The sequence below is a fragment of the Bacillus sp. MM2020_4 genome, from assembly GCF_011250555.1.
Lineage (GTDB): Bacteria > Bacillota > Bacilli > Bacillales > Cytobacillaceae > Neobacillus.
This window is the reverse complement of the sequence record NZ_JAANMZ010000029.1, coordinates 43,415-57,753: the sequence shown is the minus strand read 5'-3', so window position 1 is coordinate 57,753 and position 14,339 is coordinate 43,415. Positions and strand designations below refer to the sequence as shown.

Here is a 14,339-nt window from a genome sequence, read left to right as displayed (position 1 = left end):
GATATATGTATCACTATTGTGCACTCCTTATATTTATTCAAGTAGTGTTTTGAATAAAAAAACAGCGGGGTGATGAAATGGCTTCAACCAAAAGGAGTAAGTTTTTCGATAATGCGAAATTTATTTTGATTTTTCTTGTTGTTTTTGGACATCTTATCAGTCCTTTAAAGGAACAGGATGGTATTCTTTTCACACTATATAGTGTAATTTTTTTATTCCATATGCCAGCGTTTATCTTAATCTCCGGATATTTTGCAAAAGGATATAAAAAGAAGGGATATTTGAAAAAGTCTGTAAAGAAGGTTTTAATCCCTTATTTGATCTTTCAAATCATCTATTCGATTTTTTATTATGTGATTGGGAACGAGGATCGTCTAACCTTTGATTTATTACATCCTCATTGGACACTTTGGTTTTTATTAAGTTTGTTTTTTTGGAATTTGCTGTTATATGGATTTGCAAGGTTAAGATGGATAGGGTTTGCAGTTGGTATTGTATTGGGGATTTTGGTTGGATATGTAGATAATGTGGGCAGTTATTTAAGTTTATCAAGAACGATTGTATTCTTTCCCTATTTTTTATTGGGGTTTCTATTAAATGGAAATCAACTTAGAAAAATAATCAGGGCAAAATATTCACTTCCCCTTGGAATGGGAATCATTATTACTATATTATTATTCTTTGGAATGGCTTTTCCAAAAGATGCGGTGCCATGGCTGTTAGCTGACAGTTCTTATGAACATATGGGAGGGATGGAGTGGTCAGATGGGCTCATTCGCGCACTCCAATATGGTGTCACATTACTCGTTGTGTTTGGATTTTTGGCGTTAATCCCATCCACCCAATATAAAATAACCAAAATTGGCGAAAGAACCCTATATGTCTATTTGTTCCATGGTTTTATTATTAAATCACTTCAAGCCTTGGTACCGGCTGATAGTTTACCGTCCATTTCAGGGAACTATCTCTTACTTGTCATCCTGTCCTTTATCATTTGTCTAATTCTAGGCAGTTACTTTATTAAAAAATATACTCGGCCACTTGTTGAGCTTACGTCTTAACTGGCCTATTAGCGACTTTTTTGTTTAGATATGGTAATATTATACTAAGATCTTCCATTCATCTGCCAGGAGAAATGGGAGGTCTCATTTTTTTATTTAGGAGGAGTTAAGGATGAATCAATTCATGGAGGTTTGCCGGGTGTTTGACCCTAGCTTGGAGGTTACGTATTATGAACCATAGAAACCAGACACGTGAATTTTATGCTCAGCAATTGGTGTACTTGGATGAAAATATCAAGGATTTAACCAATCTTTATTTATCTTCAACACCAATCCAAGAACGGATTAAACACTTTTTTAACCTGTATGTTTTAGAGGTGGAAGAATTACTATCAAAAGCGAGCAAAAAGGGTCCACCTTCAGTGTTTCCCAAAGTTTTTATCGGTACAAAGGTGACGGTACTCTTTGAGGAGGATCAAGAAACAGAAGACTTTGTCATCTGCCTGCCAGAACAATCAAACCCGGATAGCGGCTTTATTTCCTTTTTATCTCCGGTTGGCAGACAACTACTTCTAAGGAAACACGGTGAGCAGCTTTCACTTAAAATACCTACCGGAGATCTCCAAGTAACAATTAGGAATATTTCCTTTGTTGGGGATTTATTTGAAATGGAAGGGCAGTATAAAGAAGCGTAAGTACTTGTAACCATATTCATTGAAATCATTCGTAAAGACCGACTGTATCCAATACGGTCGGTCTTTATTTTGCCTTTTGTAGAAGTCTTTCAAAAGCCAAAAATGGAACTGACGAAATTTTTCCTTTTTCTTTTGACTTTGCTTGAATCCAACAGGATAGGTTTTTCAGTTTGTATAGGATCGTTTAGCTCTTTGACCTGGTTTTGAAGTAGGTCAAGTTGTTGGGTTAATAATTTTATTTGATCCTGCAATTCCTCAATTTCACGGCGATGCTGAAGGAGTTGATAGGAAGCAACTGAATCTGCCTTGTCATTCAGTTTTATTTCCATTTCGCTCACTTTTGCGGTTAATTTTTCAAATGCTTGATCATTTTCGACTGATTTCACAGCACCTCTTCTGACACTTTTTTTCTCATTGACTGGGGTTATTTCATGCAATAAGGTTCCCTTTTGAAGTTGATCATGAATTTCTTTTAATAGATGAATATCCTCGCGGCTAAAGTGATAATGTCCCCGCTCATTTTTTTCCATTGGCAGCTCAAGCTGTTTTACCCAGCGCTGAACTGTACTAGCAGATACCCCTAATAATTTTGCTACTTCACTTGTATTCATGTCGAATCCCCCTAATGATTAAATAACCGTAATCCACGAGTGACGATATGCAAAGTAAAACGCACAAGAAATTAAAGGAGCTTTATATAATAGTAACCTTTCTGGTTAAGACCAAAATTTCCACCATTTCTTCTCTTTTGCAGCTGCGACATCACGAAAACTGGTCAACATTTGCTGAAAGGCTGCTTCTCTTTGTGTCACTTCATGTCGGTATTGATTACGCTCTTCAATAAAGAATTCACGGTCTTGTGAAATCACTTCTGAAAGATTGGAGATTTCATTATTGGTTACATCCACATAATGAGATATTTCTTCAGTGGTCTCCGATAGCTGTTTGGACAGTGAAAAGATCTCTTCAGTGGTTTCATGAGAAACATTTGCTATATTATTGGCAAGGTACTGCAAAGAATCAGCTGTGACCTCTGAAGACCTTTCAAGATTCTCCGCTAACAGATGAATTTCTGCTTTTGTGTTTTCAGTGGATTTATAAATCGAGTCGGAAATGGATTTCACTGTATAATAAGTGCCTTTTGTGATTTCCTTTTTTACTTCTTCTAAAACCTCTTTCCGGACGACACTGCGGATTTCTTCCTTTACTTCACTTAAGAACGTTTTTTTATAGGATTCCATTGCTTCGAAAAAGAGCTCGGTATTTTTAAGGGCGCTTTCTTCAATTGACACAGGGGTAATCATTTCTTCAGAAACGATTTCTAAGGAGACTTCAGGCACAGGGGAGAGTTCTTCTTCAACGGGCTCCTGCCTTTTATGTAGCCATTGCCGGATCATTTCCTTGCTGACCTTTTTGTCGGCCATTTGTTTAATTTCTAACAATTGTTCAATTTCCATGTCTGTATAAATTCGCGCTCCCTGTTTGGAACGTGAAATATCAAGGAAATCAACATAATCTTTTTCCCATTGGCGAATCATTCCCGGTGGAACATTTATTTTTTTAGAAACTTCTTTTAATGTATAAGTCTTCAAACTTCATCATTCCTCTCTACTAATCTCTAGGAAATAAATCTTCTTTTCATAATTATTCACCATCTAGTAGTTGTTTTTCCTGCTCCATGACAAAAGCTCTCAAAACAAGACTGAAATCACGAAATAACAACATATTCTTGCAATATGCGCAGTTACTCCGGATTAGGGTAATCATTTTTTTATGTTATTTTCTGTTTGTCATAACAAGATTTATGTTTGAATGAATATGCTCTTATAAGGAGGGATGGGATGGCAACGACTATTAGTGTGTGGGAGGAGCATTTATTTTGGTTGGAAATCTTGCAGGATCATGCTATCTTCGTTCGTGATCATTTGTCGGTGGAAGAAGAAAAGGAAATCACGGCGGCTAAAAGTTTCATTCAATCATTTGGAACCGTGCTCAATCAACTTCGGCAAATGAATCCCGCATTAGGTTTCTCGTCAACTCAAATGACTGCATTTGCGAAACGGGCATATTCAGTTGCCTATGAGTATTTCCTTTTTGAAGGGCATTTGCAAAATTTACGGATTAAAAATCAGATTAACCTAAATTTATCACCAACTTACTTGAATGGTACATTAAATGAAAATCAAGAGTATTTGCGGCTTTTGTCTTACCAGTCTAATGGACAACAACCTGTGCCGCTTAAACTCGATGAACTGTTGGATTTATGGCTTGAGGATCAATTAGGGCATATTATTTTATTAAGGAATTTAATAGACCCAATAGAATTAGCGGTTGACAGGCAAACAAATGCCTATGCGCAAAAGTTCCAGATGTTTATCCTTCAGAATCATCACATAAAGGGATTTTTACGATTTACCGAGCAGGGATTCCCGCGGCAAAAAGAATTGGCATTGGAAGTCGGCAGAACCGTCATTGAAATGAATTTGTATATCCGGTCTGTCGTTGAAAAGTACAATGGAGAACGAATACTTAATAAGACTACCTTAAGATTTTTAGAACATCACTTTCCGGAAACCTGCTATTTCATCAAGAAATTAGCCGAATTTGCGCCAGAGCTTCATGCAGAGAGTACAAATTGTTCATTAAGGAAACCCTCTTTTAGTTAAAAAAAAATAGAACTGTGCCGCCATTTCGAAAGGATTGTCACAGTTCTATTATGTTTGATAATATTCTGTAAACTGTCCGAAATCTCTATGTAATCAAACACCGTTATAATAGTGTTAATATAATCTAGACTAATAGGGCGGGTGTTTACATGGAAGAAACATTAGCAAAATCGTATTTACAAAAATCACTTGATGAGTGGAAGGACGATATTTCATTAGTCTTGACTGAAATTGCGAACGAATATGATGAAGTGGCACAGGAATTGAAAGTGTACTCCTATAAATATGGAATCACAAAACAGGTGATTCAATCGACAGTAAACGAGGAAATCATTGAAAAAATTCGTGAAATGTACCATAAGCCGTTTGAAGAAAGCTATAACCAGCTGAAGGAATACATAAAGGACCTTGAGGAAAAAAGAAGAGTTTTTCAAATGTTTATTCAAAAAATTGATGAAGTAACTAAAAAGGAAACCGCCCGGATTACCACTTACTAAGAACCTTATTCATTAGGCAAAAAAACCAATCATTTTATCAATGGCCTTCAGGCTGTCGAAAACTTTCGATAGCCTTTTATTTTTTCCCCTCTTTTTAATAATTCGCAACGTTTAATAAGTTATTAATAATATTATATAGGATTTCAACTTATTGGAGAACTAAAGAACGGTTAAGGTCTTTTCAAGAAGGAAATTAATTAACTAGTATGGAATAAATAAGATTAGGTAAATGTTAGGGGAAGGTGGTTTCCCGTTGAAAAAAAATTTAATACGAAAAAGAAAAATATAGATGAATAATATCAATTGAAGTAGAAGGGTAGTAAAGTTAAAAAATTGTAAAAAAAAGTTAAGTTTGTAATATAATATTAGTAATTCGTTGGTTAGTTTGGAGGTGTTATGATGATTTGGATTTATATATTTACACCTATCATTATATTAGCTGGAATAGCCATTTATTTTGATAAAAAATCTGGGGCGACTTCACCAGATGAAAGAACAGCTGATAAGTTAGAGGAATATCCACCAGAAAATCCCTTCGGACCCAATAATTTTGGACCTTAAAATGTTGATTTTAGCATTTTCTCCTCATCAATTATTATTCACGAAACCGCACGTAAGCTGTACAAGATCATTAGATGCTAAAGGAAGTCTGATAAATAAGCAGAGAAATTTCGCTTATTAAGGAAATAGCACTGAAAATTGATTCAATAGACGGAGGAATTCCGCCTATTGAATCAAAAAACGTAAAAATAGTGGATTTTTCTTTTCATAACCGGAAAACCTCCACTTATTTACCCCGAAACAATCTCCGTTATGGAATTAACCGGAAAATCTCCTCTTATTTAAACATTATTGGTTATTCAATTATAATCCACGTTCTAAATCACAAAAAATTCACACACCCTCAAAAAATTAAAACATCCTTTTGATAAAAGCAAAGTGAAACAGCATAAAAGTGTCCTGCATATAGTGAGTAACAAGACTTAATTGTGAGGTGGAAACTAATGATTACTGCTACTATTGGAAGGAAAACCATTCGTATCCCAGATCATCTTGAGGAATATTTTCAAACGTTTCGCTCACATGTGATTGGAATGAACCAGGAATTTGAGGCTCCCTTTGGAAAGAAGACCATAATCTATGCGGATTGGACGGCAAGCGGGCGACTATATCGACCAATCGAACAAAAAATTTCTGAGGTATTCGGGCCCTATATGGCGAATACGCATACAGAATCAAATATTACCAGTTTAATGATGACGGGCATTTATAGGCAATCAAAAACGATCATTAAAGAACATGTAAATGCGGACCCGCATGACGTTGTGATTCTTGATGGCTTTGGGATGACATCTGTTATTAATAAGCTGCAGCGGATATTAGGACTTCGCGTGCATGAACAATGGAAAGATCGCCTTCGGCTACCTGAAAAGGCCCGGCCCGTTATTTTTTTGACTCATATGGAGCATCATTCGAATCAAACATCCTGGCTAGAGACGTTAGCGGATGTAGTGCTTATAGATCCTGATGCAGATGGAAGGGTGGATGTACATCACCTGGTGCAGCTCCTAAATTTTTATAAGGACCGACCCTTGAAAATTGGTTCATTCACTGCGTGTTCTAATGTAACCGGAATCCAAACCCCCTATTATCAATTAGCAAGACTCATGCATCAACATGGAGGACTTTGTTTTGTTGATTTCGCAGCATCTGCACCATATGTAAAAATGGATATGCATCCCAAGGATCCACTCGAAAAACTAGATGCCGTCTTTTTCTCCCCACATAAATTTTTAGGGGGCCCGGGAACGAGCGGAGTTTTGGTCTTTGATTCGAGGATTTATACGAACAAGATCCCAGACCACCCCGGTGGAGGGACGGTAACTTGGACAAATCCTTGGGGGGAGCACCAATATTATAAGGCTATTGAGTTACGGGAGGATGGAGGGACACCTGGTATTCTTCAAGCCATTCGCACGGCGCTATGCCTAAATTTGAAGGAGCAAATGGGTGTGGAAAATATCATCAACAGAGAGAGAGACCAGGTTACACTTTTACTCTCAAACTTGGAAGATATTCCAGGTGTGCATATATTAAATGGACATATAAAAGATCGTCTTGGGATTGTTTCATTCTATATTGATGATATTCATTATAATTTAGTCGTCAGGTTACTTAATGATCGTTTCGGGATCCAAGTTAGGGGTGGATGTTCCTGTGCCGGAACGTACGGGCATTACCTTTTTAAGATCGACCAAGAGGCTTCTAAGCAGATTACGGAAAAAATTAATCTTGGGGATTTGTCGAACAAACCGGGCTGGGTGCGATTCTCGGTTCATCCCATCATGACAAACGAAGAGATATTATTGTTTGTCAAGGCAATTAAGGAAATAACACTAAATATTGACGAATGGAAAAAGGATTATCTCTATGATTCGGCAAGTAATGATTATTTTTATATAAATCACATCCGCGAAGATATGTCACCATTATTCCGATTTGAATGATACTTTGAATAGGTGGGAAAAGCATGATTTATACAGTTAAATCTGGTGAAACACTTGGTACCATTTCGGGAGATTTTCGAGTTAGTTTGCAACACCTTTATGCCGCCAATCCCGGGATTGGGCATTTGCATGTCGGCCAAAAGATTAAAATTCCTGGGCTTCCGGAGCCCAGTTCAATACCTTATAGTATTCAAATATCGGTAGGAAAGAAGAAACTTACACTTTATCATAATGGAAAGCTGGCAAAGATTTATCCGATTGCCGTTGGCAAGATGCTAACACATACGCCATCAGGGGATTTTGTCATAGTGAATCGGCAGTACAATCCCGGTGGTCCATTTGGTGTATTGTGGCTATCCTTGTCAAAACAAAGCTACGGGATTCATGGGACGAATGACCCTAGTTCAATTGGAAAGGCGGTTTCTCATGGCTGTGTGCGAATGTATAATCGGGATGTCCTGCAGCTCGCAGGTATGGTTCCCAATGGAACAAGCGTAAAGATTCACCCATAATAGCAAAAAAGAGGCTTCTCCGTTTGGAGAAGCCTCATTCTTGATAAAAAATTACTCAGCTTTAGCTGCTTGGATCTGTAAATTGATTTTTACTTTGTCGCCAACAAGAACGCCGCCTGTTTCAAGTGCAGCATTCCAAACTAATCCATAGTCTGAACGGTTTATAGTTCCTTGTGCACTAAAACCTGCCTTTTCATTGCCCCATGGATCTTTTCCTTGACCTTCAAAAATAACCGCGAAAGTTTCTTGTTTTGTAACACCGCGTAGGGTTAAATCACCTGTCACATTGTACTCGCCCTCATCTGTTTTTTCGATGTTTGTAGCTTTGAATGTCATATTCGGGTGATTTTCAACATCAAAGAAATCTGCAGATACTAGGTGACCATCACGGTCTTTGCTGCGAGTATCTACACTTTCAGTTTCAACTGAAAATTCAATGTTTGCAGTTGTTAAATCAGCAGGATCTGCTTCAATTGTTGCATTAAAGGTGTTAAATGTACCTTTCACGTTTGCAATCATCATGTGACGAACTGAAAAATCTACACTGCTGTGTGCTGGATCAAGTGCCCATTTTGTTTTTGTCATTTTATTTTCCTCCAGTTGTTTTGAAAATATTTATCTCGAATTAATAATAACTTATTTCAAGGTAAATTATATGTTGTTTGCCACTATATTGTCAATTCTTTTTTATTAATTTTTTTTTTGTTTTTTTCAAATACTACCTATAAAGCATCCTGTGGAAAGGGGGGGTTAAATGAAGATTCCTAAGCGCAATAGAATTCCCTTTTTTATTTTATTTTTAATCCATATCTTTTTAATGGGCTTAACCTTTTACCGAAATAAAAATAGAAAGGAAACGTTTATTTTGCTTGTTTCCACGATGGGATTTGCCTACCTTTTTGAGTACTTTGTTTTAAACCTTTTTAATGCCTATATCTACAAGCCGAAGGTATTAAAAAAGCCCATTTTGGACAATGTATTTGGGGCGGTATTATCGCAAGCGATTTTTATTCCCTTTACCGCAGTGTTCTTAACCCTTTCCAAGTCAGGCTGGGTGGCTAAAATATTCAGCAGTATTTATTTTTCGTTAATAGAGATGCTTTTTTTGTGGCTGAGGGTTTACAAACACAATTGGTGGAAAACCATTTATACCTTTATTCTCCTTCCTTTTTATTTCAAATGGTGTGATTTCTGGTACAGCTGCCTTCGTAAGAAAAATCAACTGGTTCAGTTTGCATCCTTTTTTTTATTGATTATGGTAACAGAGACAAATTTATTTTTTATGTTGGCGATCATACGAAAATTCCGATTTGGAATGGGCAGATACCATTCATGGAGGGAACATTTTATTTTATCTCCGCTATATTCCATTACAATATCTGCCTTTACTGCGATCTCATTGAAGAACCATAATAATGTTTCTACGAAGCTTAAAGTAATAATATTGGGAACAGGATTAAATTATTTTTTTCAGAGGATTAAGCTTTTAAAAAATAAACTGCGCTTTTTTGAATATTTATTAATAAGGATTGTCATGGTCTATGTGTATGGGCAATACAGGGAGTGGGTATATGGAGAAAGAGATGGAGGCTGATACAATAAGAAAAGCGCAGGCGCCCTGCTCAGCAGCGTATGGGCTGGAGCTAGAACAGTCAATAAAAAAACGCCACGGGTGGCGTTTGCTTTTTGTTTATAGAAATAGCTTATTGAAAATAGAAAAAAATGTGATAATATAACATTTGGCATAAAAAAATTTTTAGAAAAATTATTTAAAATACCTATTATAACATTATCATAAATGCGTTTGATTGTCAAGAAGGTGGAGTTAAATTTAATCTGGAGAGTGGTTGCATGAGCGATTTACAGAATAAAGACTGGCTTGCGGAACAAGAAAGAGTCTGTTCAGTTGGCAAGGAAATTGATCGAAAGATAAAATCTCTTAAGCAAAATACCGGTAAGGTTCGCTCAGATGTGCTTGAACTACGAAAAACCTTTTGGGAAGACGTAACCGTAAATACAGATGAACCAGACGATATGATTGAAACAGCTGCGAGTATAAAGCAGCAAGCTGAACTACTCTCTGAACGGGAACGAACTCATAATCAATTGGGTCAGCATCTTAAAACTCTCGACAGGTTAAAATATTCCCCCTATTTCGGACGAATTGATTTTCATGAAAACGGCGAAAAATCCCCCGAACAGGTTTATTTAGGAATCGCCTCCTTTATGGATGAACAGGATGAAAATTTCTTAATCTATGACTGGCGGGCACCAATATCCAGTCTTTACTATGATTATTCCCCAGGCCCGGCGCAATATCGTACCCCTGAGGAAGGAGCAATCGAAGGGGAAATGACATTAAAGCGTCAATTTATTATTAGGAATTCAGAAATTTTGGGAATGTTTGATACCGGGGTAACCATAGGGGACGAAATGCTTCAAGAAGTACTAGGTAACAATGCCAGCACCCAAATGAAAAGTATTGTTGCTACGATTCAGCGGGAGCAAAACGAGATCATTCGAAATGAGCACAGCAAATTTCTTTTCGTCCAAGGGGCTGCAGGAAGCGGTAAAACCTCTGCGGCACTTCAGCGTGTCGCTTACCTGCTCTATCGGTACCGAGGAACATTGAATGCAGAAAACATTATGCTGTTCTCGCCGAATCCTTTATTTAATAGTTATGTTGCAACGGTTTTACCTGAACTTGGCGAGGAAAATATGCAGCAATCTACTTTTCAGGAATACCTAAATCACAGGTTGGGAAAAGCATTTGATGTCGAGGATCCCTTTACACAAATGGAGTATTTGCTAAGTGGGAAAAATAAAGTTGACGATCAAATAAGGGTGGATGGAATCCGTTTTAAGTCAAGTCTAAACTTTAAAAAAATGATTGATCGCTATGCATCAAACTTATCCATTAAAGGTTTATTATTTCGGGATTTATCCTTCCGGGGAGATGCCATCATTTCGAAAAAGGAAATTCATGATTATTTTTATTCCCTCGAAAAAAACTATTCCATCCCTAACAGGATCCAACTCGTCAGGGATTGGTTGCTAAAAGAATTAAGGCGTGCTGTGAAACGGGAACGTACACGGAGCTGGGTGGAGGAAGAAATCCAATTTCTTGAAAAAGAAGATTATATGGAGGCCTTTAAAAAGCTCCAAGAGAAAAATCGATTTTCGGAAAATTCATTTGATGATTTCGAGCAGGAACAAAAGTTTCTTGCGGAAATGGTTGTGAAAGAAAAATTTAAGCCACTATTTGTAAGAGTAAAGAATTTGAGATTTATTGATATGACTCAAGTGTATCTGCAATTATTTGAGCAAGATAACATAATAGATAAAGATCTTCCGCTAATTTGGCCAAAGATTTGCACGTTAACAGTGGATAATTTCCACAATAGAGTTATTCCCTATGAAGATGCGACACCGTTTGTATACTTACAGGATTTAATTGAGGGTCGGAAATCGAACACGGCGATTCGCCATATTTTCATTGATGAGGCGCAAGATTATTCACCCTTCCAATTTGCTTTTATCCAAAGGCTTTTTCCGTATAGCAAAATGACTTTGCTTGGGGACTTTAATCAAGCGATTTTTTCGGGTGCAACGGGTTCCGAAACAGTCCTAACGGATTTAAACGTTAGCGAGGAAGAGGTTGAATCGTTCGTGTTAACAAAGACCTATCGTTCCACAAGGGAAATTGTCGAATTTGCAAGTGGATTGATTGACGGCGGCGAAAAAATAGAACCCTTTAATCGGAAGGGAAGGAAGCCGGTAATAGAGAAGGTAGAATCCACTAAGTTGAATAATGCGATCCTCGCGAAAATGAAGGCATTGAAGGATGAAGGACATCGCACGATTGCGGTTATTTGTAGAACTGCCGGAGAGAGTAAGGCGGTATTTGAAGCATTAAAAAATGAAGTGCCTGTTCATTTAATCGAAAAGGGGACTGTTTCCTATGAAAAGGGCTATCTCGTGATACCTTCCTATCTGGCAAAAGGGATTGAATTTGATGCAGTCATATTGTATGATTGTTCGCAGTATAAGCGTGAAAATGAGCGAAAATTATTCTATACGGTTTGTACGCGTGCGATGCATGAACTCCATATGTTTGCAACAGAAGGGATTAGTCCGCTCATGGATTCCGTGTCAAGGGAGGCTTATGAGCTAACCTAAAACCATAATAAAAAGGCTGTAGAAAACTTTATGAATTCTACAGCCTTTTTAGGTTGAAAAATAAAACATATGGTTGACTTTGAGAATTGTTCAGCACTAGGCATCTTGCGTTTTTCTATTTTTTCCATTGCTTCTTGACCTGTTCAAAGGCAAGGCGTAATATTTCTTCTTCAGAAGTTTCTCGATGGGTAATGACATTTGTTAAATAGTATTTTCCTTCGAAGGTTATTGTAACTTCCACCTGTACCATATAATCACCTTTCTTTACTTTATACTTCAACCACCATGAATTCCTCTGCGAATAATTGTACTTGATGTTTATCTATTTTGTTCTTTTTCAGTAATGATTCTGTAATGACTAGCTGGGCTTGAAATGAGACATTTCTCTTTAAATCGCGAAGTGATACATCGCCATTCAATAATTCGATCGCTTTTTCCTTGATGTCTTGATTCTTAGATGACTTGTATAAAAGATAGGCAATACATGTAACCTTGTCCACAAAGTAACCCCCAATCAAGAATCGATTATTTGTTATTAAATTCGACGACTATCAGAAAAATCCTGCTAAATTTCTGGAAGTTATCAAAAGTATTCAGAAAAGTGAGATAAGCTTTAGATTCTCCTATTGTAATAGAAATTTTGTTGTATATTGCTTATTTGGTATAATGTTTTATATAATATTGAAGGGATTATAAGAAAAACGATGATAGTCTGTTAATAGTACCTTTCGTCCCAATTGGGAGGGGAGTTTTTTTAGTTGTCTACATATGACAAGCGGAATCGATTTAATCCTACTGACTATTAACTAAAGCTTATACATATGATTTAGGAGGAATACTCATGAAACAGGCCTTAATCAAGGATTTGTACAGAAATACAGATAGTTATATTGATCAAAAGGTACAGTTGTCCGGATGGATTCGGACGATTCGCGACTCTAAAACCTTTGGATTCATTGAATTAAATGACGGCAGTTTTTTTAAAGGAGTGCAAATTGTTTTCGATGAACAATTGGCGAACTTCAAAGATATTGCTAAGCTTCCAATTAGCTCATCGATAAAAGTGGAGGGGGATTTTATTCATACTCCACAAGCGAAGCAACCGTTTGAAATTAAAGCGACAGAGATTGTGATAGAAGGATCCTCCAATGCGGACTATCCATTACAAAAAAAGAAGCATTCCTTTGAATATTTAAGAACAATAGCGCATCTGCGCCCAAGAACCAATACGTTTTCAGCTGTATTCCGTGTGAGATCACTTGCTTCATTTGCTATTCATAAATTTTTCCAGGAAAAAGGGTATGTCTATGTGCATTCCCCTATCATTACAGGAAGCGATACAGAGGGTGCAGGGGAAATGTTCCGGATTACTACCCTTGATATGGACAATCTCCCTAAAAATGATGAAGGTAAAACGGATTCAACAAAGGATTTCTTTAACAAAGAAACCAATTTAACCGTTAGTGGGCAACTCTCTGCAGAGTCTTTTGCGTTAGCGTTCCGTAATGTGTATACATTTGGACCAACATTTAGAGCGGAGAATTCAAATACAGCCCGGCATGCAGCCGAGTTTTGGATGATAGAGCCAGAGCTTGCCTTTGCTGAACTGCCTGATATTATGGATTTAGCTGAAGAAATGGTGAAATACGTAATTGGCTATGTTACGGAACAAGCTCCTGAGGAGATGAATTTCTTTAACAGCTTTATTGAAAAGGGTTTGTTAGACCGTTTGAATAATGCCCATACTGCAAACTTTGGCCGTGTGACGTATACGGAAGCTATTAAGATGTTACAAGAGTCGGGTGAAACGTTTACCTATCCTGTGGAATGGGGAGTAGATCTCCAAACTGAGCATGAACGTTATTTATGCGAAAGGATCTTCAAACGTCCAGTATTTGTTACGGATTATCCAAAAGAAATTAAAGCCTTCTATATGAGATTAAATGAAGATCAAAAAACAGTTGCGGCAATGGATTTACTTGTACCTGGTATCGGTGAATTAATCGGTGGCAGCCAACGTGAGGAACGGGAAGATATTCTTGCTGGAAAAATCAATGAGCTTGGTATGAATGAGGAAGACTATTGGTGGTATTTGGAGTTAAGAAAATACGGCGGTACAAAACATTCAGGTTATGGAATTGGTTTTGAACGCTTAATAATGTACTTAACCGGTATGTCAAACATTAGGGACGTCATCCCATTCCCAAGAACACCAGGTAATGCAGAGTTTTAGTTGGTAAAGAAAAAGAAGACCCATTCATTGAATGAGTCTTCTTTTTTGA

At 37.2% G+C, this 14,339-nt stretch carries 16 protein-coding genes; 11 read left to right on the top strand and 5 right to left on the bottom strand.

The window, feature by feature from the left end; translation table 11 throughout:
• Nucleotides 1-77: 77 nt before the first annotated feature.
• On the top strand, nt 78-1,061 hold the full coding sequence (locus G6554_RS17175; RefSeq protein WP_166244032.1) for an acyltransferase family protein: 984 nt from the start codon (nt 78-80) through the stop codon (nt 1,059-1,061).
• A 170-nt stretch (nt 1,062-1,231) separates the two neighbouring features.
• Nucleotides 1,232-1,696 carry a GreA/GreB family elongation factor gene (locus tag G6554_RS17170; protein ID WP_166244030.1) on the top strand — a complete coding sequence of 155 codons (465 nt, stop codon included), beginning with the start codon at nt 1,232-1,234 and terminating at the stop codon, nt 1,694-1,696.
• An 89-nt stretch (nt 1,697-1,785) separates the two neighbouring features.
• On the opposite strand, the gene G6554_RS17165 is transcribed toward G6554_RS17170, so the two are convergent.
• Complete coding sequence (locus G6554_RS17165; protein ID WP_166244028.1) at nt 1,786-2,307, bottom strand: MerR family transcriptional regulator; 522 nt, start codon at nt 2,305-2,307, stop codon at nt 1,786-1,788.
• A gap of 105 nt (nt 2,308-2,412) precedes the next feature.
• The gene (locus G6554_RS17160) at nt 2,413-3,288 is read right to left on the bottom strand and encodes a MerR family transcriptional regulator (RefSeq protein WP_166244026.1); all 876 of its coding nucleotides are present in this window, start codon (nt 3,286-3,288) and stop codon (nt 2,413-2,415) included.
• 249 nt (nt 3,289-3,537) lie between these two features.
• Between G6554_RS17160 and G6554_RS17155 the strand changes: the two genes are divergently transcribed.
• The 5 genes from G6554_RS17155 to G6554_RS17135 all read left to right on the top strand — a co-directional run bounded on the left by G6554_RS17155 (nt 3,538) and on the right by G6554_RS17135 (nt 7,878).
• The gene (locus G6554_RS17155; protein ID WP_166244024.1) at nt 3,538-4,362 is read left to right on the top strand and encodes a DUF2935 domain-containing protein; all 825 of its coding nucleotides are present in this window, start codon (nt 3,538-3,540) and stop codon (nt 4,360-4,362) included.
• Between the two features lie 149 nt (nt 4,363-4,511).
• The gene (locus G6554_RS17150; protein WP_166244022.1) at nt 4,512-4,859 is read left to right on the top strand and encodes a hypothetical protein; all 348 of its coding nucleotides are present in this window, start codon (nt 4,512-4,514) and stop codon (nt 4,857-4,859) included.
• A gap of 396 nt (nt 4,860-5,255) precedes the next feature.
• On the top strand, nt 5,256-5,420 hold the full coding sequence (locus tag G6554_RS17145; protein WP_166244020.1) for a hypothetical protein: 165 nt from the start codon (nt 5,256-5,258) through the stop codon (nt 5,418-5,420).
• Between the two features lie 443 nt (nt 5,421-5,863).
• Nucleotides 5,864-7,366: an aminotransferase class V-fold PLP-dependent enzyme gene (locus tag G6554_RS17140; RefSeq protein ID WP_166244018.1), complete on the top strand. Its 1,503-nt coding sequence runs from the start codon at nt 5,864-5,866 to the stop codon at nt 7,364-7,366.
• A gap of 23 nt (nt 7,367-7,389) precedes the next feature.
• Complete coding sequence (locus G6554_RS17135) at nt 7,390-7,878, top strand: L,D-transpeptidase family protein (protein ID WP_166244016.1); 489 nt, start codon at nt 7,390-7,392, stop codon at nt 7,876-7,878.
• A gap of 51 nt (nt 7,879-7,929) precedes the next feature.
• Here the strand turns inward: G6554_RS17135 and G6554_RS17130 are convergent, their stop codons facing one another.
• A complete protein-coding gene (locus G6554_RS17130; protein ID WP_166244014.1) occupies nt 7,930-8,463 on the bottom strand; it encodes a YceI family protein in 534 nt (177 codons plus the stop codon).
• A gap of 169 nt (nt 8,464-8,632) precedes the next feature.
• On the opposite strand from G6554_RS17130, the gene G6554_RS17125 reads away from it, so the two are divergent.
• The 3 genes from G6554_RS17125 to helD all read left to right on the top strand — a co-directional run bounded on the left by G6554_RS17125 (nt 8,633) and on the right by helD (nt 12,057).
• Nucleotides 8,633-9,472 (top strand): hypothetical protein, encoded by an 840-nt coding sequence (locus tag G6554_RS17125; RefSeq protein ID WP_166244012.1) that lies wholly within the window; start codon nt 8,633-8,635, stop codon nt 9,470-9,472.
• Nucleotides 9,450-9,614 (top strand): hypothetical protein, encoded by a 165-nt coding sequence (locus G6554_RS17120; protein ID WP_166244010.1) that lies wholly within the window; start codon nt 9,450-9,452, stop codon nt 9,612-9,614. Before G6554_RS17125 ends, G6554_RS17120 begins: the two co-directional genes overlap by 23 nt.
• A gap of 115 nt (nt 9,615-9,729) precedes the next feature.
• Entirely contained in the window at nt 9,730-12,057 is a 2,328-nt protein-coding gene (gene helD, locus G6554_RS17115; protein WP_166244008.1) for an RNA polymerase recycling motor HelD, read from the top strand.
• Nucleotides 12,058-12,172: 115 nt separating this feature from the next.
• Here the strand turns inward: helD and G6554_RS17110 are convergent, their stop codons facing one another.
• Entirely contained in the window at nt 12,173-12,337 is a 165-nt protein-coding gene (locus G6554_RS17110) for a BA3454 family stress response protein (RefSeq protein ID WP_242692153.1), read from the bottom strand.
• Nucleotides 12,327-12,557, bottom strand: a complete 231-nt coding sequence (locus tag G6554_RS17105) for a hypothetical protein (protein WP_166244004.1) — start codon at nt 12,555-12,557, stop codon at nt 12,327-12,329. Before G6554_RS17105 ends, G6554_RS17110 begins: the two co-directional genes overlap by 11 nt.
• 341 nt (nt 12,558-12,898) lie before the next feature.
• On the opposite strand from G6554_RS17105, the gene asnS reads away from it, so the two are divergent.
• Nucleotides 12,899-14,290, top strand: a complete 1,392-nt coding sequence (gene asnS / locus G6554_RS17100; RefSeq protein ID WP_166244002.1) for an asparagine--tRNA ligase — start codon at nt 12,899-12,901, stop codon at nt 14,288-14,290.
• The last annotated feature ends 49 nt before the right edge of the window (nt 14,291-14,339 follow it).